The following is a 23,434-nucleotide window of genomic DNA, read 5'->3' as shown; positions in this document are numbered from 1 at the left end:
CCGACCGAACTAGTCAGCGGATCGCCGCTGCGCACACTGACTCCAGGACCACGTTTCCAATAGATGCAGTACGCGCCAGGCCTCATGGCGCGGAGAGTAAGTACGTCTATTAGGTGAACAGAATGAGCGGGTGCTACACGGGTGACCGGATCCGGTGCCCGTCCACCGTAAAAGGTGTCGAGACAAGGAAGCGGGGCACGTTTACGTATTCTGAATCGAGCTCGCCGGGCTCATTTCAGCACGATACAATGATGATCTCCGATTTCGATGCTGCCAGCCTGTCGCCCGAGTGTCAACCAGTGCCGGTGTTCCGGATTGTTCGCTCACGTACATAGCGCAGCGCTCGAACAAGGGGAAAGCGGCGGGCCGAACGGTTCGCCATCGACTGAGGCACTCCTCAGAGGTGCTTGCTCCCACCACTCCCCAACGCCGGCCCGGACGAGGCGCTGCACCATCCGCCGGGCGTCACCCTCACTGCCCGCCTCCAGGCGAAGCACCTCGCCGCCTCCGAGCCACTCACGCAGCCCGACTGGTTCCCGGCACGCACGAGTTAGGGCGAGGGCGACCCGTCCGGTGCCCCGCGTCCGTACCGAGGGCTGTCAGCGCACTCGACTTGAAGATCCGGAATCGTGTTCCGTATAGTTACGGAACACGGTTCCGCTTGTCTGTGAAGGAGACGCGTCATGGCCGTTCTGGTCACCGGAGGCACGGGTTTCATCGGGTCGCACACCGTACGGGCGCTGCTCGACCAGGGCGAGGAGTGCGTGCTCATGCAGCGCCGCGCCGCCGGGCTACCGCCCGTCCTCGCCGACGCCGAGGTCGCGAGCGAGCAGGGCGACGTCGCCGACCTGCCGACCCTGCTGGACCTCGGCACCCGCCACAAGATCACGGGGATCGTCCATCTGGCCGGCTCCATGCCCTGGCCGATCGGCGCTGACGAGCCGATCCCCGCCACCCGCAGGGCGCTCGGCGGCCTGCTCAACATCTTCCAGGTCGCTCAGGAGTGGGGCGTACGGCGAGTGGGTGTCGCCAGCACCATCGGCGTCTACCACGGCGTTCGCGACAACGGTGCGGTGCGAGAGGATCTGCCGCTGCCGATGAACTCGTCCCACGTCATCCCCACCTTCAAGAAGATCGGTGAGCTGCTCGACGACTGGCTGGCCCCGGCTGCCGGCCTCGACGTCGTCAACTACCGGATCTCCGCCACCTGGGGCCCCGGTGGTCACGAGGATCCGTTCTTCGCGGCGCCCGCCCTGGTCCACGCGGCCGCCCGCGGCACCGAACTCGACCTGTCGTCGCAGGCCGGGACACCGTACGCCGAGGACGCCCTCGACCTGTGCTACGTGAAGGACACGGCGCGCGCGATCGCCCTGCTACACCTGACCGACAAGCTCAACCACCGTACGTACAACGTTGCCTCGGGCCGGGCCACGTCGAACGCCGACATCATCGCCGCCATCAAGACCTCGGTCCCATCCGCCGATCTGACCCTGCCGTCGCGCGGGTCCATCTCCCCGGCATGGTGGCTCGACATCACCCGACTGCACGAGGACACCGGCTACCTCCCCTCGTACGACACCGAGCGCGCCGCCGGCGACTACATCGCCTGGCTGCGCGCGGGCAACGACCGCTGAGGTCACTCGGACCCGGCGGCCCGCCAGGACGGTGCTGCGGGCACCACTGACCGTCTGCAAGCTCGGTAGACACGGTCAGAGCCTCCTCGGCAATCCTGCGCCGAGGAGGCTCTGACCACTACTGGTGGACCGGTTCGGCTACCTCACAGGCGCGGGTCCTCCTGGATCTTCAGGGCGTTGAGGATCGGGTCACGCTCGCCGGTCTCGCCGCGGAACTCGATCTTCAGATCGCCGCCCGCGTGCTCGACGGTGACCGCGTTCACGTCCGCGGTCAGCGCACCCACCTTCGCCTGCACGTCGTGGTCGTAGAGCACGACCTTGCCGTCGGCCAGGACGTCGAAGGTGCGCTTGCCGACCTTGACATTCTCGATCTCCGCGAAGTCGAGGCCGATCCGGTACGTCCCGGCGGGCGCGTTCTTGAACACGTAGCTGAACGTCTTGCCGGTCCGCTGGGTGCGGAACAGCTCCTCGTCCTCGGTGCCGGCGATGTCGGCCTTGATGGCACGCGCCGTACCGCCGACGTAGCCCCACGACGCCGAGCCGAGCGCCTGGTCGGACGACCAGACGAAGCCGTCCGCGCCGACGTGCCCGGACCCGCCCGCGTCCACGCCCTTCCAGTAGGCCGAGGTCGCCAGGCGGATCGGCTTGAGCTGGGAGTCGCCCTTGCCGGCGTTCGACGCGACGAGCACGTCCCCGACGAGCACGCCGGGCTCGACGTCGGCGTTGTCAGCCGTCGCCGTGACCGTGGTGGACTCGCCGACCGCGAGCTTGACCGTACCGGTCGCGGCCGCGCCCGTGAGGGTCAGCCACGGAAGGTCGGCGGCCTCGTGTCCGCCGTCGCTGGTGCGCTTCTGCTCGCTGAGCCGCACCTCGAGCGGGGCGGAGCCGCTGTTGGTCACGGTCACGTCGGCCGTCGCCTTCTGGTCCGGGCCGACGAGCCAGTCGAGGTCACCTGCGGTGACGGTTGCCACGCCCGTGGTCAACGCCGTGTCGACCCCCTCGGCCTGGTCCTTCTTCGCGATGGTCACCGGGTGGCTGGCGGTGACGTAGTTCGGCGTCGACACCTCCACGGTGTTCTCGCCGACCAGCGCCTGGGCCTTCCACCGGCCCTTCTCGTCGGCCGTGATGACCCGGTCACCGTTCGGCCCCTTGAGGGTGACGATCGCACCCGCGATCGGCTTGCCGTCGTTCGCGTCGGTGACCGTGCCCTCGATCGTGCCCGCCGCCGGGAGGGTGTACTCCAGCCCCAGGCCGGCCGTCAGGACGGGCTGGTTGAAGGAGTACTGACTCGCGGGGTTGCGCGTCAGGCTCTCCACGCCGACCGTTGCCGACGACCCGCGGGTGACGGGGTTGTCGCCGCCGATGCCGTCGCCGTAGCCGATCTGGATGCGACCGTCCGCGATCAACGTCACCGAGAAGCTCACCCGAGCCGTCTGGTCACTGTAGAAGGTCGCGTTGCGCCACTCGATGACCTCGGCGGCCAGGCCGTCCACCTCGGTCCTGCCGAAGTAGATGTTCGCCTGGTCGTCGACGACCAGATCATCCCAGAGCGGGTAGATCGCGTCGATCGGGTACGACGACGGCAGCGCCGTGTTGCCGCCCAAGGTGCTGGCCCGGTCGAAGACCAGCGCCCCGTTCGTCGTCACGCACACGCCGTCCCAGGCCGTGTCGTAGAACGGGAACAGGAAGCTGGAGTCGAACCACAGCACGCCGCAGGCGTCATCGCCGTGCCACCCGGACTCCTCCGTACCCTGACGGTAGAGCCCCTCGGTCACCTTCATCGAGTACGAACGGTTGGCGGGCGCCACCGGCACAGGGCCCGGCTCCGGCTGCTCGGGCTGGGGCTCCGGCTCCGCCTTGTCCCCGCGCGGGTCGAGCGTCACCCGCAGCGCCGCGATGCTCGGGGCCTGCAGGCCCTTCCCGCCCCGCAGCTCCACGGTCAGCGGACCGCCGTCGTGCTGCACGACGGCGCTGTGCCAGTCGGCGGCGTTCGGGCCGACGGCCGCGACGGCGTCGTAGGCGTACTGCGTGAGCTCGCCGTCGACAAGGACGTCGAACACCCGCTTGCCCTGCTTCACCTGCGCGACCTCCGCGAACCCGAGGTCGACGGTGTAGGTGCCCTTCGGCGCGTCGGGGAACGTGTAGACCAGGTCCTTGCCCGACGTGGTGCGCTGGGACTGGAAGAGCGCGTCGTCCTCGGTGCCCTCGATCGCGGAGCCCGCGGAGATCGTCTTGCCCTTCCCGTCGTAGCCCCACGCCCCGTGACCGGCCGCCTGGTCGGCGGACCAGGTGAAGCCGGAGGCGTCGGTGAACGAGGAACCGCCGGCGTTGACGCCGACCTGGTACTTCGTGGTCGTGAGCGTCACCGGGACGTAGGTCTTGGACTGCCGTCCGGAGTCGGACCGCACCACGATGTTCGCCCCGAGGACTCCTGGCTTGGCGTCCTTCGAGGAGATCGAGACCTTGACCGTCGTCGACTGCCCCGGGGCCAGGGTGCCCCCGGCCGAGGAGAGCGACAGCCACGGCAGGTCGGTGAGCAGGTCGTCCTCGACGTCGACCAGCACGACGTCATCGGCGACCTGGTCCGCTGCCCACAGCGCGCCGGTCGAGTCGGTCTCGAGGCCGCCGCCCTGCGTCGCCTTCTGGCCCGGGAACCACCACGCGTTGACCAGCGAGCAGTCGACCGGGTCGACCTGCAGCAGGCGGGTCGGCCTGTCCGTGGTGAGGTCGGTGTACCAGATGGTGTCGGATGCCTGGTTGTAGGCCAGGCCCATCACCTCGGGCAGCGGCGGCGCGCAGAACGACAGCAGCGCACCGGCGTTGTCGTGGGACGTGCCGGCGACGGTGCCGATCATGCCGTTCGCCCGGCCGCCGACGTAGAACACGTCCTCCGCCGGGTTGTAGGCGAGTCCGGTCAGCTGCAACGTCGACCAGTCACCCTTGATCTGCCGGGTCTCCTTGCCGGTCTCCCGGTCGAAGCAGTGGATGTAGCTGGCCGGGCTGTCCTCCATCTGGCACATGTCACCGGTCTTGGTGTCGAGCGCCATGTCGAACGCGCGGTACGCGGGGTTCCACGAGGCGTCGAAGACCTTGCCGGTCGGCTTGCCCGTCACCGTGTAGGCGCTGTTGGTCCGCTCGATGTAGTCGTGGATCCAGACGTCGCCGTCGTACCCGATGCCGGAGGGCTCCTTCTCCGCGATGGTGCCCGGGATCTCGATGCGGGTGATGACGTCGCCGCCGGAGGTCGTACCGACCTTGGCGGCCGCCTGTGCCTCAGCGGCGCTCGCCGTCGCGGCCTTGCCGTCGGCGTTCGACGGCTTCATGCCGCTCGCGCCGGCCTTCCACGCGGTGAGGTCGATCGTGCTGTCCGCACCCGTCCCGGTGCGCGTGGTGGCGCCGGTGGCGTCGAGCTCGGGGTGGCGTGCGGCCTCGGCCAGGTCGTACGTGAGCGGGGCGGAACCGTTGTTGGTCAGCGTCAGCGAGCCCACACCGTTCTGGTCGGTGCCCATAACGGCGTCGAGGCCGCTCGCCTTCAGGCCGGCGACACCCGTGGTGAGGCGCGCGTCGACCGTGGCCTTCGCGTAGAGCTTGTCGAGTGTGAAGTCGTACGACCCCGTCACGTAGTTCGGCGCCTCGACGGTCATCGTGTAGTCGGCGACCGGCAGCTGGCGGTGCACGACGCCCGTGCCGTCGGTCGTGACGCTCTCCACGAGGCCGTGCTGGTCGGTGAAGGAGACCTTGGCCCCGGACACGGGCAGCCCGTCGTTCTTGTCGACGACGGTCGCGTCGAGGTAGCCCCAGTCCGGAAGGTCGTAGGTGACGACCATCCCGTCGTGGAGCACCGGGACGTTGTCGGAGAACCGGATGCCGTCCACGCCGGCCCAGCCCTGGATGCCGGTGATGGTGCGGGCGCCGCCGGTCACCGGGTCGTCGGTGCCGATGCCGTCGCCGTACCCGAAGATCACCTTGCCGGAGCGGGTGAGCGTGGCCGAGAAGTTGACCGGCTCCGAGTACTCGGACCGGATCGGATAGGACCAGATCTTGGCGTTGCGGTACTCGACGACGAACGCGTCCTCACCGTCGACCTTGGTGGCCGCCGTGAACACTCCGCCGCCCGGGGCGAACTCGACGGGGGACGTCACCCAGAACGGGAAGATGCCCGCACCGCCGCTGCCGGGTCCGGTGGAGGTGTCCGGGGAGATCACGCCGCGCAGGCCGATGCCGAGGGTGTCGTGGCTGCCGTTGTAGAGCGCGATCGGGAACGGCAGTTTCACCGTCGCCCAGACGCCGCTGGTGAACGCGACCTGGTCGGTGCCGCGCAGGTACTCGCCTTCGGAGACGGTGCAGCTGTAGCCGCCCTTGTCGACGACGAGCCCGACCGGGATCTCCAGCGAATTGTTCTCGGCGCCGACGGTCAGCGGGAGGGACGTCGGCGAGAAGCAGGCGTTGGGCGTGACGGCGAGACCGTACTGGCCCTCCGGCACACCGGTGATCGTGAACGCGCCGTTGGCGTCCGTGCGCACGGCGTCCAGCGGGGTGTCCTTGAGGGACACGCCGGCGTTCGGGACCGGCTGCTTCTTGTCGTCGACGACCTTGCCGCTGATGTCGTGCCTCGCGGCGGCCGTGAGCGGCAGCTTGACGGAGGTGTCCTCGCCGAGGGCGATCGTGACGTCGGCGGTAGCGGTCAGGTAGCCGAAGACCTTGGTGGTGATCCGGTAGTCGCCGACCGGAAGGTTCGTGGTGAACCGGCCGTCCTTGTCGGTCCCGATCGACCGGCTGAACGGTCCACTGATCGTCACGTCGGCGGCGGCGACCGGAGCGCCGTCGGCGGTGACGACACCGGTGAGGGTGCCGCCCTGCCGGGGCGCCAGCTCGAGCAGGCGGACGAGGTCGAGCCGCCCCTCGCCGTACTTGTTGTTGAAGTCGGCGGTGCCGCCGCACTCGGTGTCGTCGACGTCGACGGCCGAATCGGCGAGCAGACGGCGGGTCTGTTCGACCTGCCCGATGAGGGTCGGGTCGTAGCTCCACAGGTCGGCGACGGCGCCGGCCACGTGGGGAGCCGCCATCGACGTACCGGCCATCTCGACGTAACTGTTGTTCGGGTAGGACGAACGTACCGCGACACCCGGAGCGGAGATCTCGGGCTTGATCCGGCCACCCTCACCCTCACCCTTGCGGGAGAACAACGCGAGCGTGCCGTCCGAGTCGTACGCGCCTACCGAGTAGGCGCTCTCGGCGGAGCCCGGCGAGGAGACGGTGTCACAGTCCGCGTACGGCGTGGTGTTGCCCGACGACCAGACGCTGAAGATGCCCGCGGCACTCCAGGCCTCGTCGATGGCCTGGAAGAAGTCGTCGTAGCTGTGCTCGAGGGTCTGACCCCACGAGTTGTTGATGACGTGGGGGCGCTTGGACGGGTCGGGGTTGTTCCCTTGGAGGTCGGTCGGCGCGAGCAGCCACCAGCCGGACTTGAGCAGCGACTCGACGCCGGTGCTGTCGCAGCAGCCGTTCGTCGCGATCCACTGCGCGTCCGGTGCGACGCCGACGTGGTTGGTGCCGTCGTCGCCGACCATGGTGCCCATGGTGTGCGTGCCGTGTCCGTTGTCGTCGCACGGCGCAGCGGTGCACGTGCCCCGAGCGGCCATCCAGTTGTAATTGTGGTCCACCGTGCCGTCGGGCTTGGTGCCGCGGTACTGGTGCATCAGCGCGGGGTGGTCGAACTGGACGCCCGAGTCGAGGTTGGACACGGTGATGCCCGCACCGGTGGCGCCCATGGCCCACGCTTCCGGGGCGTGAATGGCGTCCAGACCCCACGAGACGACGCCGTCCTCGGCGTCGGCCTTCGGGGCGGCGGGGCGGGCGGCCTGGTCCGCCGGGGCCTTCTCGTCCACGGGCTCCACGAGCGCGACCTGCGGCGCCGCGTGGATCTCGGCGACGTGCCCGATCGAGGCGACGTCGAGCGCGAGCTGCTGCGTGCCGCCCTTGACGAGCACGGCGTTGACGAGCGGGTAGGACGTGTACTTCACGCCGGCCGCGTCGAGTTCGGCGGAGACGGACGCCGCGGAGCTCTTCGCTGCCGCCTTCAGCGCGTCGTACACGAACTGACCGCGAGCGGTCCAGTCCGCGATCTTCTTGGCGGGGGCAAGGTCGGCCTTGGTGTCGAACGTGATCAGGAAGTCGGAGACCGGCTCCGTACGGAAGCGGTCCTTCAGCTCCGACGCGACCTTGTCGGCGGCCGCGCCGGAATCCGGCTCGGCCGCCGACGCCGGTGTCGGCTGCATCACGCTCAGGCCGACCGCTGCGGCCAGCGCAGCGGTGAGGGCTTTGAGTCTCATGTGGGGTCCTTCGGCCTACAGGGGTTGGTAGGGGTCGTGACTCTCGTGCTCGTCGTGATCGTCGGTGACGCCGACGCCGGGGGTGTCGGGGGCGCTGACGCGCGGCTCGCGCGACAACTCGAGTGGCGGCTGGTCCTCGATGACGGAGTCGTCACGCTCGACAGGTCGCTCAGGCATGAACTGCCCTAGGGCCATGGATCATGAAGCCATGCTCGGGGCGACGAGCGGCCTTAGCTATCCGGCGGATACGTCAATTTTCACGATCGGTCGCCGAGAGTTTCCTCTTCGGCGAACACTCCGGCCTCCACGGCCTTGACCGCGAGCGCGGTCCGGGAGCTCACCTTCAACTTACGCATCGCCGCCCGCAGCTGTTGGTCCACGGTGGCCGGCGACTTGGCCAGAATCCGGCTGATCTCCCGGTTCGTCTTGCCGGCGACAACCAGTCGGACCACGTCGAGCTCGCGAGGCGAGAGCCGGTCACCGTACCCCCGTCGCCCGCCGCGCCACAGTCGCGGCACCTCGGCACCGTGTTCGCGAAGCCGCTGCGCTACCCGGTCCGCATCGCCGCGGGCGCCGAGCCTGAACAGCTGCTCGTACTGTGCGGCCAGCAGCTCCCGGCCCTGCTCGAGCCGGCCCTGCGCCACGAACGCCTCGGCTTGCCGCTCGCGGGCGAGCATGGCGTCGTACGGGCGTGGCAACGCGCTCCAGGCGCGCGCCGCACGGTCGTACGCCGTCGCCGCACGGGCGTGATCTCCGGCTGCGGCGGCGAGCATGGCACGGCATGCGGTGAGCGCGGCGCGAGGCGCAGGCGCCGAACGGCCACGCAGTCCCCTGGCGAACTGATCGACCAGACGGGTCGCGGCCTGGTGGTCGCCGGCGGCGAGGTGCGCCTCGATCCGGGCGGGGACGAGGTCGGTCGCCCAGACCCAGATGCCTTTTCTCCGGACCGTGTCCATCGGCTCGTTGGTGATCTGCAACGCCCGGCCGCTGTTGCCGTCCGTCAGCCAGAGTCTGGCCAGCGCGGCTGCGGCCTCCATCGTGTCGTCGACCGCGCCGAGACGGGCGGACTCCTCGAGGACCAGCCGGAACTGCTCCTCCGCGGCGCGCCGCCGGCCGGCCGCGGCCGCCAGCCGGGCCGCGAGCCGCACGGTGCCGAGGTAGAGCGCCGGCCGGTCCCGGTCGGCGTCGGCGAGTGCCGCGCTTCGCTCCGCGAGGCCCTCCCATCGACCGGTGAACCACGCCAGGTTGGCCTGTTCGAGTCGGACGTTGTATTGCAACCGGGACGCCTGCTCGGCCTCGGCAAGCCGCAGGGCCACGACGAGATGTTCCTCCGCCTCGGCGTACCGGCCCCAGATCAGTGCGCCGGTTCCGACATTCGCGTGGATGCGGGCCACGTCGAGGCGCTCCGTCGAGGTCGCTCCGTCGATCGGCAGCTCGGCGACGACGTCCCAGGCCTCCTCTTCGCCGAGCATGAGCAACGCGGCGGCCCGGTTGCCGGCCAGGTTCAGCCGCTGGGCGGGAGAATCGATTTCAGCGGTGAGCTCAGCGGCGCGATCCAGCCATCGGCGATGAGTCGACGCCGGCCACGGGCCCGCATAGGCCCAGCCCAGATAGGTCATCGCCCGAGCCGCCTCGACCGGGTCATGGTCGAGGTTGACCACCGCCTGCTCGAGCTCACTGAGTGCGGCCTGCGCCTCTCCCCCGAGAATCAGGAGCCGACCCAGGGGGTTGCGGATCTCGGCCTGCTGGCGTGCGGATAGGCCGGGGCTCTCCAGCACCGAACGCAAGGTACGGATCACGCGGTGGTAGACGTCGTCGACCGGTTCACGACGGCCCAGCGCGGCCACTCCGGCGATCCGCGCGACCCGCGCCCGATCCGACGGCGGCAACCCGGGCCACGACAACAGATCGACCAGCAAGGCGACCGCCTTGGTGTGGTCACCGGAGGCCATGGCCAGCTCGGCGCCCTGCTCGGCGTACCGCGCCCAGGACTCCGTCTCGCCCGCCTCACGGAAGTGGCGGGCAAGGCGTGCGACAGGCGGCGGCTGGATCTCCTCCAACGCCCGGCCGGCCAGCAGGTGGAAGTGTCTGCGATCGGTCAACGGAATCGCTTCGTAGACAGCCGTGGCGGCCAGCACGTGCCGGAATCGCCACTGGCCGCGGTCGTCTCCGTCGAGGATGCCGGCAGCGGCCGCCTCCGCGATGGCGCCTCGACACGCGTCTGGTGACAAGCCGGCGGTCACCGCGATCGTGGCGACCGACGACCGCTGAGCCAACGTCGCCGCGGCTCGCAGCACCTGCTGCGCCGTCGGCGACAGACGGCCCACCCGCTCCCGGGTGGAGTCACGCACCGTCGGCGGCACCTGCAGTTCGCGTAGCTTCAGCCGGACCCACTGCCCGTCGCGGAAGACGAGGTCGGCACGGTCGCACATGAGGCGAACCGACTCCTCAAGCGCCAGCGGAACACCACCGGTCCGCTCGTGCATGAACGTCGTGAACTCCTGCGATATCGGGTTACCGTCCAGCATCGAGGACACCAGCGCCGCTGTGCCGTCGGGTCGCATCGGCGCCAGGGCGATCCTCAGCTGGGTCACGCCGGCAGGCAGCCGGGACGTCAGCCGCAGCAGCAGTGATCCGGCGTCCACCTCCTCGGGGCGATAGGAGATCACCAGACTCGGCCCGTCCGACTGTTGTCGGGAGGTGACGTACAGCAGGAACTCCAAGGTCACCTCGTCGGCCCAATGCGCGTCCTCGAGTACGAGGACGTCGACACGCAGAGCCCGGAGCAGCTCGTCCAGGGCGCGGAACAGGCGGTGCCGTGCCGCCTTCGCGTCGTCCAGGGGCTCCAACGCGGGCGGCAGGTCCGAGGACCATTGCGGGAACAAGGGCCGTAACGCACCCGCAAGCTCGGTGAGCCGCAGTCGCGACGCCGGCCGGTCGATCACCCGGAACGCGTCGACGATCGGCCCCAGCGTCAGTGACTCTCGAAGCGGCGGGCACACCGAGACCAGGGCGGTGCTCTGGTGCGGCGCGGCCAACCACTCTCGCAGCAGCCGGCTCTTCCCGATCCCCGCCTCGCCCTCCACCAGCACGATCGCCGGTGGCCGGGCCAAGGCACCGGTGAGCGCCGCCATCTCGCGATCACGACCTACGAAATCCGGCGTGGAAACTGTTGGTGAAGTCCTGTCGTCCTCGGGCGAGGGGTCGAGCATGCGTGATGATCTCGTTTTTCGATGCTCGGGCGCAAGTACATCCCAACAACTCGCGTCGCGGGAGCCTCGGCCGCAGTGAGCGACGTCCACCGGCTACCGTGACGGTCGCCGCGCCCTGCGTGATCATGCCGGAGCACGGTGGCAGCGGTCATCGATCGAGCCGGGTCGGCGGCCGCGGATCGTGCGGTCGCGGCGACGCCGGCTCACCGAGGTCGACGAGATCTCTTCTGTCGTTCCCCGCTCCGACCAGCGGTCATCGAACGTGATGACGAAGGCGTTGCCGGCCGACCTCCGTCGCACCGCCGGCGAGGACGGTGAACGCGGTGGCCAGGACCGCGAATGCGGCGTACCCGATCGCGATGCGCGGCACCGAGAAGACGCCGGAGAGTTGAGCGGCGATGAGGCTGGGAACGGTCGCGCCGCTGTAGCTGAGGAGATACACGACGGCGAAGAGCGGTGCCCGGTCGCGCGGAGCGCTGCCGTAGAGCAGCCCGCGGGTGGCGGCGCTGATGGCGATGCCCTGGGCAGCTCCCGCAACGACAGTCGCGGCGATGAACAGCGGCAGCGCGCCAGTGATGATCGCTGTGATGATGCCGAGCCATCCGGCCACGAAGGCGATCATGCCGATGCGTTGAGCTGCTGCCGGTGAGAACCGGCCGCCGAGGGGGGCTCCCAGAGCGCTGGGGCCCATGTATGCGGCGAACACCAGCCCGATGACGAGCGAGCTGCTGGTGTGCAATTGTTCCTCGACCAGTGCGGGCACGAAGGCCTGGTAGAAGGCCCCGGTTGCCCAGGTGGCCAGGATCACCGCGGCCGCAACGGGGAGCAGATGCCGGATCCGGACCGGTACCCGGACGCTGGGGCGCAGCGAACGCCAACCACCCGGCGACGGAGTCACCGTCTCGGGGCTGATGGCGACGAGCGCGGCAGACAGTAGGAGCAGACCGATGACAACCAGGTAGATGAGGTCACGTGGCCAGGGGCCGAACTGGACCAGGGCGCCGGAGGTGATGGCGCCCACGGCGAGACCGAGCATGACGGTTTGGCTGGAAGCGACCGAAGCCAGCCAGGTCGGCCGGCTGGGTGCGGCGTCGACGATGTAGGCGGTGAGGCTGCTGCTGGCCAGCCCAGCGCCGAGGCCCATCAGGAGCCGACCGGCGATGAGGATGCCGATGTGGTGCACGTTCAACAGCAGCAGACAGCCCAGTACCAGCAGGCCGAGGCTGGCGATCGCCGCAGGCCGTCGGCCCACGTGGTTGGACAGTCGTCCCAGCACCAGCAGTGTGCCGAGGGTCGCGGCGGAGTAGGCGACGACGGTCAGCGAGATCCCGGCGTTGGTGAACCCGTCCTCGGCCCGGTAGATGTTGAACAGAGGGATCGTCGAGCCCACTGCGGCGAACACGGCCACCAGTGAGACCACCGCTGATAGGAACGCAAGCCGCAGCGGCCTGTCCCGGCGGCCCAGATCGGTCGCTGGGGTCACGTGTTGCATAGAGCCGTCTTTCTCTTGTTGTGGATCATGCTTGCGCTTTGCGGGCTTCGGGGTGCGCACGCGCGCGTGCCCGGCCACCCTTCACTTCGTCGCGGTGCCCTCACTGCCTCCGGGCGAGGGTCACGAGCCGTGCCGCCACCGCGGCGAGCAGGGCGGCGGCAAGGACCATGAAGCCCGCCACGAGGAACACCGTCTGCAAGGTTGCCGATGACACGAGGACCGCGCCGAGGCCGGAACCCGCCGCCAGGGCTATCTGGAGGTTCGTCACGTTCACCGCGGACGCTGCCTCTGGGGTCTCCGGGGCCGCGTCGAGTATCCAGACCAGGGTTCCCGGGTTCACGATTCCCCAGAACAGGCCCCACAGCACGAGCAACAGACCAGCCAGCCAGGGCACGGAGCCCACGCACGCCAGCCCGATGAGCAATGCGGCCACCACTGTCGCCGCCCCGGCGAAGCTGCCGATCACGCCGCGCTTGAACAGCGATCCGGCGACGATCGAGCCGACGATGCCACCGCCGCCGTAGATGACGTAGAGCAGGGAGATCACGCCGCTGGACAGTTGTGTGTGGTCCGTCAGGAACGGGGTGATGTACGTCCAGGCGGTGAATTGTCCGATGAACACGACCGCGCCCGCCGCCATCCCGAAGCGGGCGGCCCGTCGCCGCACGACGGCTACGAGATCACGCAGGTGCGTACGCCCGTCCGGGGGGACAGCCGGCAGCACGAGCGCCTGCACGACCACGACAAGCAGTGTCGCCGCCGCCGCGATGGCGAACGTGAGACGCCAGCCGACGAGGTTGCCGAGGAACTGTCCCGCAGGCAGCCCGACCACCGTCCCGCCCGAGATGCCCGCCGCGATGATGGTGATGGCGCGTGTGCCGCCGCCCCGGCCCACCAGCTTGGGTCCGACCGGTGAGACCACGGTCCAGAAGGCTCCGAGGGTCGCGCCGAAGAGCATGCGGGCGATCAGCACCAGGACGAAGTTCGGCGCCACGGCAACGACCACGTTCGACAGGAGCACCGCCAGACCCAGGACAAGGATGACCGAGCGCCGGTCGAAGCGGCCGGAACGGAGGAAGAACAACGGCGCGGACAGCGCGGCGCTAAAACCCGGTACGAGCACCATCAGCCCTGCGAGGCCCAGCGAGACATCCAGTCCGCCGGCGATCTGCGGCAGCAGCCCGACCGGGAGCGTCTCCGTCATGACGATGACGAACGCGCCGAGCGCGAGCGCGCCGACAGACGCCCAGCCTCGCCTACCGCCGGGCTCTGGGGCGGGGCGGACGGTCGCAGGCTCGATCGGGACGGCGGCGGCGCACGATGATGCCGTGACCACGCGTATCGGCGATGGGTGGTGGGTCACGACCTGTTCGTCGCGTGCCCGGGCGGAAATGTCAGACATGGCGGCGGGTCAGGCGCCCTGGGCGATCGCCCAGGCGGAAACGCCGACCCAGGTGCCCTCGCGACTCTGGTACCCGGGCGCGTACGGCGCTTCCTGCTGAATTCCTTCGGCAACCATGGTCTTGAATACCTTGACACGGCCGGCCTGACCCGAGTGGTTGTGGTCGAGGCGGAACTGTTCAAGGATCGCCAGATCTTCAACGGACTGTTTGGTGTCGTTCATTTCTTGCTCCTGCTCCGTGAAGTTCGGCTTTCGCTGAAGCTGGAAGATCGCTCCGTGCCGTACATGCGGTGCCGGCGAGCGGTTGTTCCGCTAGTTGGTGTCAGCTTCGTCGCGCCGCTTCGCCGACCACGTCGCATTCGCGGTCGATCCTCGACGCCCGCCACCCGCATTCGGTTCCGCGGCAGGTGACTCCCACCCGCTCCGTCCTCGATATGCGGCAATCCCGCCCGACGAGTTCGGCCACTCCCCCGATCATGGAATGACGGGACGATTTAGTCCAGCCTACGATGCCGCAGAACCACTCGCAAACGCGGCCGGCCATGCCAAGCCCAGGACTCGCCTCGGCCATGAGCAGGTGGAAGCGGGTATCCGGCGAGCCGACCCACTGGCGCCCGCGGCCACCCGGCGCTCTTCGGCAGCACCTCCGGGAAACCCAAACCCTGGACCCCATAGTCCTGTTGTCGGTTCGACTGTAGCAGCGCGCCCGCCCCACCTCGGCACAGCGGCGGCTACCTGCCGCCATCGGTCGCACAGGCGACGGCGGCAAGCTTCGATATTCGCTCCGGAGCCTCACCGGCTCGCGATAATCCAAGATGAGCCAATCTCCACCGTACGATCCGGCCAGATATCGCTGCGGCTGGCACCACCGACGGCCCCGCCGGCGCGGGGATCGACGACTGCGAAGGGAATCGGCCGGTCGCAACGAGCACCCGGACCGGGTCTCCAGACGCACATGGACTCTCCGGTCCAGCATGCGCGCTCTGGGGGACATACGCCAGATAGGGACACACCGTCATGATCCGCAGGTTCGCTGCTGTGTCGCAGACCACCGGCGGCCGGCCAGGCTTGGCGACCTGCGCCACGCATGTCTACGCTGGACGTAATGGTCCAGTTGATCCATCTCGGATTACGGACGACCAAATCGCCACCGTACAGAACCCCGCCCCTGGGGTACTCGCTGGCGATTACGTGACAGGCGGGTACCACGCCGACACCCACTGGCTCAGTGGAAGCACGGATGGCAGCGAGATCGCATCCGCCGGTCACACGGGAGGCGCGCATGGCAGTGATCACGCGCGGCCCCGGGTCGCTGACGAGAGGCGAGATTCAGGAGACGAAATGGCGGGCAACGCCGAGGGCATGATCACTTTGACCGGCGCGGCGCAGGATACGAGCGACTCGGATCTGTCGAGAGCCATCGCGCCCGACACCGAGGACCTGGTCATCACCGAAAACAGCGCGCTCGGCATCTACGAGGCCAAGATCAAGGACCGGACGGCCGCTGGGATCGTCTACGAAAAGGTCGGGAGCCGCGTCGTTCTGATGGCAACCTCGGTGCTTCCCGAGTTCCGGGGGAAGGGATTGGCCGCCAGGCTCGTCGGCGGCGTCCTCAACGAGCTGCGAATGCAGGGAAAGACCGCCACGATCACGTGCCCGTTCGCGGCATCATTCGTAAAGTCACACCCGGAGTATGCCGACGTTCTGGACCCGGAATTCCCCGGGTCGCACCTAGCCGGGCATGGGCGTTGAGCACCGGTCGTCGCACCTGAACCCGCGCTGTCCAGAAAAAGATGCAGGCCGCTGGACGAGGCCGCCCAGTTGGTTGCCGGACCGTTCAACCCACACGAACAGGGAGCCGACATGTCTGAGTCCTTTCCACTCGCCACTGAACCCGAAGGCGTCGTCGCATCGCTGATGGAGCGATTCAACTCCGGCAAGGTCAGCGCAATGATGGAGCAGTTCGAGCCGGGGATCGTGTTCGTCGCCCGGGACGGGCGAGCCATCACCGACCCCACTGAGATCGCTGCCCAGCTCGAGCGCGACATCAGTCTCGGCCTGCCGCTGAAGGCCAAGGCGCGCCACGTGTTCGTCGCCGGCGACATCGCCCAGATCGTCTTGGACTGGTCAATTGACGGCACCGGCCCCGACGGCGAGCACGTGCACCTCGAAGGCTCGGCGAGCGATGTCGTGCGCCGCGGCGCGGATGGACGCTGGCGATACCTGATCGACAATGCCCTTGGTACGGCCATGCGCGAGCCGGCCTGAACACTCCGCCGCCACGTGTTGAAAATGCTCGGATCACCGAAGATTGGGTCTCCGCTCCGGCCCCGGCTGAGCGGGTCACCGATCTCACCGGTCGAGAGCCCGGACCTGCGCGCATGAAATCCTCGCGAGACGACGGAATCCCAGGTGGTCCGGCGGCTCCGGCGGCTCGCGTACGACGGCGGTACCGCGACGGTGGTGCTTTCGATCGGATCCCAGCTGAAGGAACCAGGCGCGAAACGCCGTCCCCTCCGCGGGCTTCTCGCGCCGGCTCAGTTCACGACGCGGACGCCGGGCCAGCGTTCGGCGGGGCGGTGACGGGCGAGTCGCCGCCGGGAGATCTCCGGGCTGACCCTGGCCGGGTTGCGCCGCCACACCCCGTCGAGCAGGTCATCCAGGCCGTACGGTGCGCAGACCGCGACCTCCCCGTACGCGTCGAGGCGGACGGCCACGGCGGTGGCGTACTCGGGCCAGGTGGCGACCGCCTCGGCGATGGTCCGCAACGGCGGCACCTCGCCACCACCGAACTTCGCGGGGTACCAGGTGTGCACGGCGGCCTGGTTCTTCGCTTCCCACGGCGGCTCCGGCCAGGCCGCCAGCAGCCGTGCGGTGGCCCGCTCGTCGTTCTCGCGGCTCAGGTCCGCCGGGTCGAGGAAGACGACGTCGACGTCACGCACCAACGAGGGGTCGAACCCGTCGCCGTACCGCTCGCTCCAGACGAGGTCGCGGATGACGCCCGCGCCGATCCAGGCGTCCGGCAGGCCGGAGTCCCGAACGGCGCCCAGCGCCCGGAGCAGCCACGGGCTGTGCTCGACCAGGTCCCGCAGGTCGTCTTCCCTCATCGTCATCTCCGGGTCGCCACTGTTGGATTCCTGATCGGTCGAACAACCGGCCGACGAGGGCACCCCGGCCGGACCGCAGGACGTGTGCGGTCCATGAGGATATCCGGAAGCACTCGAACCGGCCCGGCCGCTGCTCGCGTCCACACCGAGCAGAAAATACCCGTCGGCGACCACAGTCGATGGCTCCGCCGGTGAACACAGCCGAAGGAACCGGCTCGCCACCGGTTCCGGTTCCGCCACCGGCGAATATTTGTTCAGGGCGCATGAGGCGGCACCCGGCAGGCGACTAATGAATGCCGATGAAATCTGCGCTCACCGCGATCATGGTCTCGACCACCACAAACATCACGCCAAGGCCGGCACGAGCTGATCGCCGCAACGTGGGTGACCGGAATCCCTGATACCGCGGTCGATTCTGACCGCCTCTCGGGACCCCTGGTTGTGATGGTGGCAACTCTTCTGAACCCCCCACTCGATGAGGCCGTTCGGCTGAACGGTGGGTTTTATCGGCACGTCGAATTTCGGTGTGCGACCACAGATTCCGATCGGAGAACAGGTGTGACTGTGGATGAACTGCGGGGCACGGTGAACGGTCCGGTGCTTCTGCCCGGCGACGATGGTTTCGCCGAGGAGGTGGCCGGGTTCAATCCGAACAATGTGATGGAGCCGGCCGTCGCGGTCGGTGTGACCAGTGCCGCCGATGTGCAGGCCGTGGTCCGCTACGCGGCTCGGAATCAGCTGCCCGTGGCGGTGCGGGCCACCGGGCATCAGGTCGTCAAGGACGCACGCGACGCCATCCTGATCAACACGTCCCGGATGCAGGACGTTCGCATCGATGCTGGCAACCGGAGCGCCCGGGTCGAGGCCGGTGTCGACTGGGCCAGGACGTTGTCCGAGACAGCCAAGCACGGGCTCGCACCGCTGAGCGGTTCCGCAGCGACGGTCAGCGTGATCGGCTACACCCTCGGCGGCGGGCAGGGCCCGGTGCTGGGGCGCTCGCAGGGGTACGCCGCCGACCATGTCCGGCGTATCGAGGTGGTGACCGCGGACGGCGAATTGCGGCAGGTCACCGCCGACAGTGAGCCGGACCTGTTCTGGGCGCTGCTCGGCGGCAAGGGCAACTTCGGCGTGGTGACCTCGATCGAGTTCGACCTGTTTCCGGTGACCGAGTTCTACGGCGGCGGACTGCACTTCGCCGGTGAGCGGATGGAAGATGTGCTGCGGGTCTGGAGCGCGTGGGCGCCCGAGCTCCCGGAGCAGGCAACCACCTCAGTCGCCGTGCAGCGGCTCCCACCCTTGCCCGAATTGCCGGAACCGTTGCGGGGTGCGTTCGTACTGCATTTCCGGTTCGCGTACCTCGGCTCGGCTGAAGACGGCGAACGCCTGCTGGCGCCGATCCGCGCGGTGGCACAGCCGCTGCTCGACGGAGTACGGATGCTGCCTTACGCGGACAGTCCGCTGATCCACCTGGACCCGCCCACACCCGTCCCGTACTACGATGCCACGACCACGCTGCGTGAGTTCTCCCCCGAAGTCCTCGACGCCCTGGTCGAGTTCGCCGGACCAGCGTCGGGCAATCCGCTGTCCAGCATCGAGATCCGCGCCCTTGGCGGCGCGTTCGACCGGGAACCCGCGGTACCGAACGCGGTGCCCACTCGTGGCGTCCCGTACGTGCTGTTCAGTGCCGGGATGGGCGGGCCCGACCAGGCTGAGCTGTTCCGGAGCTGGCTTGAGCGCATGGTTCAAACCTTCGAGCCCTGGTCGGTCGACGAGCGCCGGATGGTGAACTTCCTGTCCACGGACGAAGCCACCACGCCGGATCAGGTACGGCTCGCCTACGGTGTGGAGCGCTATGACCGGCTCGCCCGGATCAAGCGCCGCTTCGACCCGGACAACATGTTCCGGGTCAACCACAACATCCGGCCCGAGTAAGCAACCGGACGCGCGGACATGGGTCTCGATGGGCTACGGGGAACGTGGCCCATCGGGGCTCGACGTCGGCCGGGGGCTGGCGACAGCCCCCGAGGCGCGCTCCGGTACCCCGGAAGGTCCCTCCGGGGTGCGGACGGTCCCTCCGGCACCCCGGAGGGACCGTTCGGGTATCTGTCGACCGGCCCCGGTCTTCACTCAGTTGGTCACTCGCTTCCGGCCGGGACCTCGTACTCCCCACGCAAGCCGGTGACCTCGTCACCTTGCGGGTCGTAGACGACCAAGCCGTGTTGCTCCGCCAGGGTCAGGAAACATCTACGGCCGCCCCACCACGCGCCGGGTAGCTGATGCGCATGCCCATGCCCAACATCAGCTTGGGAATCAAGTTGATCTACGCACCGTGTAGCGACATCCTCAGGTCGGGCGCAAGCGGCGTGCCTACCGCGCGGTCGGGCGTCCCCCGTTGCCCCGCACCGACCGTTGGGGCGGGCACGCTACGGGCACGGTCATCGAGGAGAGTCGTCGTGGCGCTGGTCAAGAAGGGGTCCCGGCTCATCACGGTTGACGGGGTCACGTACAGATGGCGAGTGCGCGGCAGACCGACCTATGGGTCAGCATGCCCCAGGACCATCCGAGCAATTGGCTCGGCGGGTCGGCGGTGCCAGTTCTTCCGTCGACGGTCGCCGCGATTGTCCGGCAGGCGTTGGCCGAGGGATGGCAACCCACCCAGACAGGCGCGGCGTTCGACATGTCTGCTCCGGCAGGCTGATGACACGACGCTTCGGTGACCGGGCCACGTTCGCGGTGGAGATCGGCGAGGTCGAGCCGCACCAACTGCGCGTCGTCGACCTGTGGGCGGCCGGCAAACGGCTTACCACCGATGACAACTGGGCGTTCCTCCCGTTCTTCATCGGCGCCCTGCGCTCGGACGCGACGCAGGTGCGCCGACGCGACGTCAAACCCTGCCCCTTCCCCGGCCGCGCACCGGAGGAAGTCTTCCGGCTGCTCGACGCGGACGAGACGGAGTTCCGGGAGCGGTTCTGGTTCATGCAGTGGGGCGAGAGCGTCGACAACGTCTCCACGTACGCCTACCTCGACGAGGACCTGGTAATCGTCTTCGCGTTCTGGCGGGCAGACCATCCGATTCCCGGGGATCTGGGCAAGGTCTTCGTCGCCAGGATCCCGCCGGACGAATTCGTGGCCACCGTCGAGGAGGCGGCCGACCTGCTGGACGCCGAGTTCGTGAACGCCGGTCCGCCCCGGTGCGCGGGCGCGGCGGACGGTCGGCGGTCCGGCACCACCGGTTGACGAGCCGGCGGTCAGCGACTGCGCCACGCTGCGGCACCCACCGCCGCCGCGCCGACGCCGGCCGCGGTCAGTAGACGGCGATGGCGGGACAGCCACGCCTGGGGGCTGTGGCTGTGTGAGCGGCCGCTGAAGCTGCCGGACGTCCCGAAGTCCCTGCCGTGGGGCCCGTCCGCCGGCTGCCACAGGTTCGCCGGCCGGTTCGGGTCGGCCGGCTGAGCGGTCTGCTGACTGGAGTAGCCGGTACGGGCCAGGTAGCGGTCGAGCAGTGCAGGTGCGATCCGGTTGCCCAGGATGGTGAGCACGGTGCCGGCCCCTACCCAGTACTCCCTGCGGGTGGGCCGGTCGGCGGCGGCCACGATGGCGCGGGCGGCGACCACCGGCTCGTAGATCGGCGGTACCGGCTGGGCGTTGTGCGGCAGGCGGGACAGCAGCCAGTCGAACTGCGGTGTGTTGACCGCGGGCAGCTGCACCATGGTCAGCTTGACGTTGCTGCGGTCGTGCCGCAACTCGCAGCGCAGCGACTCGGTGAAACCGATGATGGCGTGCTTGGCTCCGCAGTAGGCGGCCTGCAGCGGGATGCCCCGGTACCCGAGCGCCGAGCCCACCTGCACGATGGTTCCCCGATCGCGCGGGGTCATGTGGGCCAGCGCCACCCGAGTGCCGTGTACGTAACCGAGGTAGGTGACCTCCATGGCTCGGCGGAACTCCTCGGGCCGGGTCTGCTGGAACGGCGCGAAAACGGAGCTGAACGCTGCGTTGATCCACAGGTCGATCGGGCCGAGGTCCGCCTCGACCTGCCGGCCGGCGTCGGCCACCGCCTCGTAATCGACCATGTCCACCTCGATCGGCAGGGCCCTGCCACCGGCTTCCCGCACCTCGTCGGCCGCCGCGGCGAGTCCGGTACGACCTCGGGCCAGCAGGGCGATGGCGGTCCCTCGCCGGGCGAGGAGGCGTGCCGTGGCCCGACCCACACCGGCACTGGCACCGGTGACCACGGCCACCCGTGCCCGCTCTCGGCTCCGGCTCATCATGCTGCCCCCACCGCTGTATAGGTTCCCGGCGCTGTACCCGCGCAGAGCCCGGATAATCGCCGCGGTGCCAGCCGTGCCGTCAGCCGCCACAGGCCGTCGAGGACTCGCAGTGGTGCGATTCGCGTCACCGCTGCCACCGGCCGGTCACAGGTACGACGAGGTCGCGGGAGCCGTCGACGCGAGCGGACCGGTGCCCGCCGATTCGCCTGCCGGATCGGGCGAGCTAAGTTGATCAGGCGTGGTGGCGGCCAGAACGGGAATCGAAGGGCCGCGAAGAGCACCGACGGAGGAGACGCGCCATGACGGACTCATCGCTCACCGGGTCGAACCGTGCCCACTCGTCGGATCTGCCGCCGCAGGCGCAGGACGCCACACCGGCCGGCGAGGGCTTCGCGATCGTGGAGCTGTTCACCTCCCAGGGCTGTTCGAGCTGCCCACCCGCGGAGGAGCTGCTGAGCGAGATCGAGCGCGACGCCCGGGAGCAGCGGCAGCGGATCTTCGCCCTCGGATTCCACGTCGACTACTGGGACGACCTGGGCTGGCCCGACCGGTTCGCCGACGCGGCGTACACCGCGCGGCAGCAGGCGTACGCGCGTGCCTTCGGCTCGGGGCACCTGTACACCCCGCAGATGGTCGTCAACGGCACCGTCGAGTTCGTGGGCTCCGACCGCCGACGGGCGACGAACGCGATCGCGTCCGCCCTGACGGCGGCAGCCACCACGCCGATCGCACTGTCGGTCGAGAACGCCTCCGGGGGCACGGGCGGCGGACGCCGGGTGGTGGTGGGCTACCAGACCGAGCGGCCGCTGGAGCGCGCGGTGTTGAACGTGGCGATCGTGGAACGTGGCCTGGTGAGCGAGGTTGCCCGGGGCGAGAACGCCGGGCGGACGCTGCGGCAGGACAACGTGGTACGCGCCTTCACCTCGGTGAGCCTGGACGCCGAGCGTGGGCGGGTGGAGTTGGAGGTGCCGTCAGACCTTGATCCTCGGCAGGCCTCGGTAGTCGGGTACGTGCAGAACGACGGCGACAAGGCCATCGTCGGTGCCGTGGCCATCGACGTGCCCGCCTTGGCTGGATGAGGGGTGCCGTTTCCCGGGTCGAAGCCAGGATGGTCGGGCGGGCGGCCGCGCAACGCCTCTCCCCGGCCGCCCGACGCCTCGCGCGTCAGCGATCGGAAGTGCAAGCTGCACCGAGCGTCGTCGTGACCTGGTCCCGCAGCACCGGGAGCAGATCAGTGACGAACCAGGGATTGCGTGCCTGCCAGCGGAAGTTCAGTGGGGACGGATGCACGAGCGGGATGATGTCGGGCAGGTAGTCGCGGAACGCGTACACGGTTTCGGTCAGGTTGCGTTTCGCCCGGCCGGCAAGATAGTGCTGTTGCGCGTAACTGCCGATGAGGATCGTCAGGGTGATCTCGGGCATCAGCTCGAGCAGGGGCTTGTGCCAGCGGGCGGCGAAGGACTTGCGCGGTGGCAGATCTCCACTGGCGCCCTTACCGGGGTAGTAAAAGTCCATCGGCAGGATTGCGAACAGGTTCGGGTCCCGGAACTGGGTTTCGGTGACGCCGAGCCAGTCGAACAGTTTCAGGCCGCTGGCATCGTTCCAGGCGATGCCGGATTCCTGGGCTTTGCGTCCGGGCGCTTGGCCGATGACCGCGATCCGGGCGTGCGGTCCGGCCGCGTACAACGGCAGATAGCCGAGGTCGCCGGCCCAGGCGTTGTCGGGGTCGGCGATGATTTCGGCCCGAATGGAGTTGAAGCTCACTTGCCGCCCCTGCAGTCGTCCGGCGTAGCGGACGAGCCGCTCAGGTGCTCAGGATACGGCAGCTGCCATCTGCTCAGCCGAGCAGGCCGTGGCGCCGCGGCTCACGAACGCGATCCGGGTGGCGGCCGGTGCACGTCGATCGTGGCGGTCGCGGGGTCGGCTCGCGCCCGCAGGGCCTCCTCCCCCGTCAACCACCCGGAGATGCGTAGCACGGTGGCTGCCA

General features: G+C 69.1%; 15 protein-coding genes. 6 read left to right on the top strand and 9 right to left on the bottom strand.

What is annotated here, in order from left to right; all coding sequences use genetic code 11:
- Nucleotides 1-683 precede the first annotated feature (683 nt).
- A complete protein-coding gene (locus ABZS42_RS22125; protein WP_355148103.1) occupies nucleotides 684-1,634 on the top strand; it encodes an NAD(P)-dependent oxidoreductase in 951 nt (316 codons plus the stop codon).
- A 143-nt stretch (nucleotides 1,635-1,777) separates the two neighbouring features.
- Here the strand turns inward: ABZS42_RS22125 and ABZS42_RS22120 are convergent, their stop codons facing one another.
- The 6 genes from ABZS42_RS22120 to ABZS42_RS22095 form a co-directional block, all read right to left on the bottom strand.
- Nucleotides 1,778-7,966 (bottom strand): S8 family serine peptidase, encoded by a 6,189-nt coding sequence (locus ABZS42_RS22120; protein ID WP_355148101.1) that lies wholly within the window; start codon nucleotides 7,964-7,966, stop codon nucleotides 1,778-1,780.
- Nucleotides 7,967-7,981: 15 nt separating this feature from the next.
- Nucleotides 7,982-8,143 carry a hypothetical protein gene (locus ABZS42_RS22115; protein ID WP_355148099.1) on the bottom strand — a complete coding sequence of 54 codons (162 nt, stop codon included), beginning with the start codon at nucleotides 8,141-8,143 and terminating at the stop codon, nucleotides 7,982-7,984.
- An 80-nt stretch (nucleotides 8,144-8,223) separates the two neighbouring features.
- Nucleotides 8,224-11,178, bottom strand: a complete 2,955-nt coding sequence (locus ABZS42_RS22110; protein ID WP_355148097.1) for an AAA family ATPase — start codon at nucleotides 11,176-11,178, stop codon at nucleotides 8,224-8,226.
- 253 nt (nucleotides 11,179-11,431) lie between these two features.
- Complete coding sequence (locus tag ABZS42_RS22105) at nucleotides 11,432-12,580, bottom strand: MFS transporter (RefSeq protein WP_355148095.1); 1,149 nt, start codon at nucleotides 12,578-12,580, stop codon at nucleotides 11,432-11,434.
- 190 nt (nucleotides 12,581-12,770) lie between these two features.
- Entirely contained in the window at nucleotides 12,771-14,072 is a 1,302-nt protein-coding gene (locus tag ABZS42_RS22100; protein WP_355148093.1) for an MFS transporter, read from the bottom strand.
- Between the two features lie 9 nt (nucleotides 14,073-14,081).
- Nucleotides 14,082-14,294 carry a hypothetical protein gene (locus tag ABZS42_RS22095; protein WP_355148091.1) on the bottom strand — a complete coding sequence of 71 codons (213 nt, stop codon included), beginning with the start codon at nucleotides 14,292-14,294 and terminating at the stop codon, nucleotides 14,082-14,084.
- Between the two features lie 1,119 nt (nucleotides 14,295-15,413).
- Here ABZS42_RS22095 and ABZS42_RS22090 point away from each other — a divergent pair.
- Together ABZS42_RS22090 and ABZS42_RS22085 are read left to right on the top strand one after the other, a co-directional pair.
- Nucleotides 15,414-15,824, top strand: a complete 411-nt coding sequence (locus ABZS42_RS22090; protein ID WP_355148089.1) for a GNAT family N-acetyltransferase — start codon at nucleotides 15,414-15,416, stop codon at nucleotides 15,822-15,824.
- 111 nt (nucleotides 15,825-15,935) lie between these two features.
- Entirely contained in the window at nucleotides 15,936-16,340 is a 405-nt protein-coding gene (locus tag ABZS42_RS22085) for a DUF4440 domain-containing protein (RefSeq protein ID WP_355148087.1), read from the top strand.
- Nucleotides 16,341-16,609: 269 nt separating this feature from the next.
- On the opposite strand, the gene ABZS42_RS22080 is transcribed toward ABZS42_RS22085, so the two are convergent.
- Nucleotides 16,610-17,179, bottom strand: coding sequence for a nucleotidyltransferase family protein (locus tag ABZS42_RS22080; RefSeq protein WP_355148086.1), 570 nt, complete (start codon nucleotides 17,177-17,179; stop codon nucleotides 16,610-16,612).
- A gap of 384 nt (nucleotides 17,180-17,563) precedes the next feature.
- Between ABZS42_RS22080 and ABZS42_RS22075 the strand changes: the two genes are divergently transcribed.
- Entirely contained in the window at nucleotides 17,564-19,111 is a 1,548-nt protein-coding gene (locus tag ABZS42_RS22075; protein WP_355148084.1) for an FAD-binding oxidoreductase, read from the top strand.
- A gap of 765 nt (nucleotides 19,112-19,876) precedes the next feature.
- Entirely contained in the window at nucleotides 19,877-20,416 is a 540-nt protein-coding gene (locus tag ABZS42_RS22070) for a hypothetical protein (RefSeq protein ID WP_355148082.1), read from the top strand.
- A gap of 11 nt (nucleotides 20,417-20,427) precedes the next feature.
- Here the strand turns inward: ABZS42_RS22070 and ABZS42_RS22065 are convergent, their stop codons facing one another.
- On the bottom strand, nucleotides 20,428-21,444 hold the full coding sequence (locus ABZS42_RS22065) for an SDR family oxidoreductase (protein ID WP_355148080.1): 1,017 nt from the start codon (nucleotides 21,442-21,444) through the stop codon (nucleotides 20,428-20,430).
- A 302-nt stretch (nucleotides 21,445-21,746) separates the two neighbouring features.
- Here ABZS42_RS22065 and ABZS42_RS22060 point away from each other — a divergent pair, with 302 nt between their 5' ends.
- A complete protein-coding gene (locus ABZS42_RS22060) occupies nucleotides 21,747-22,526 on the top strand; it encodes a DUF1223 domain-containing protein (RefSeq protein WP_355148078.1) in 780 nt (259 codons plus the stop codon).
- Nucleotides 22,527-22,611: 85 nt separating this feature from the next.
- Here the strand turns inward: ABZS42_RS22060 and ABZS42_RS22055 are convergent, their stop codons facing one another.
- Complete coding sequence (locus ABZS42_RS22055) at nucleotides 22,612-23,211, bottom strand: uracil-DNA glycosylase family protein (protein ID WP_355148076.1); 600 nt, start codon at nucleotides 23,209-23,211, stop codon at nucleotides 22,612-22,614.
- Between the last annotated feature and the right edge of the window lie 223 nt (nucleotides 23,212-23,434).

Origin of the sequence: Micromonospora sp. NPDC005367 (assembly GCF_040606825.1) — a bacterium.
Lineage (GTDB): Bacteria > Actinomycetota > Actinomycetes > Mycobacteriales > Micromonosporaceae > Micromonospora.
Note: the sequence above shows the minus strand (reverse complement) of the source record. Positions and strands in the feature narration are given on the sequence as shown.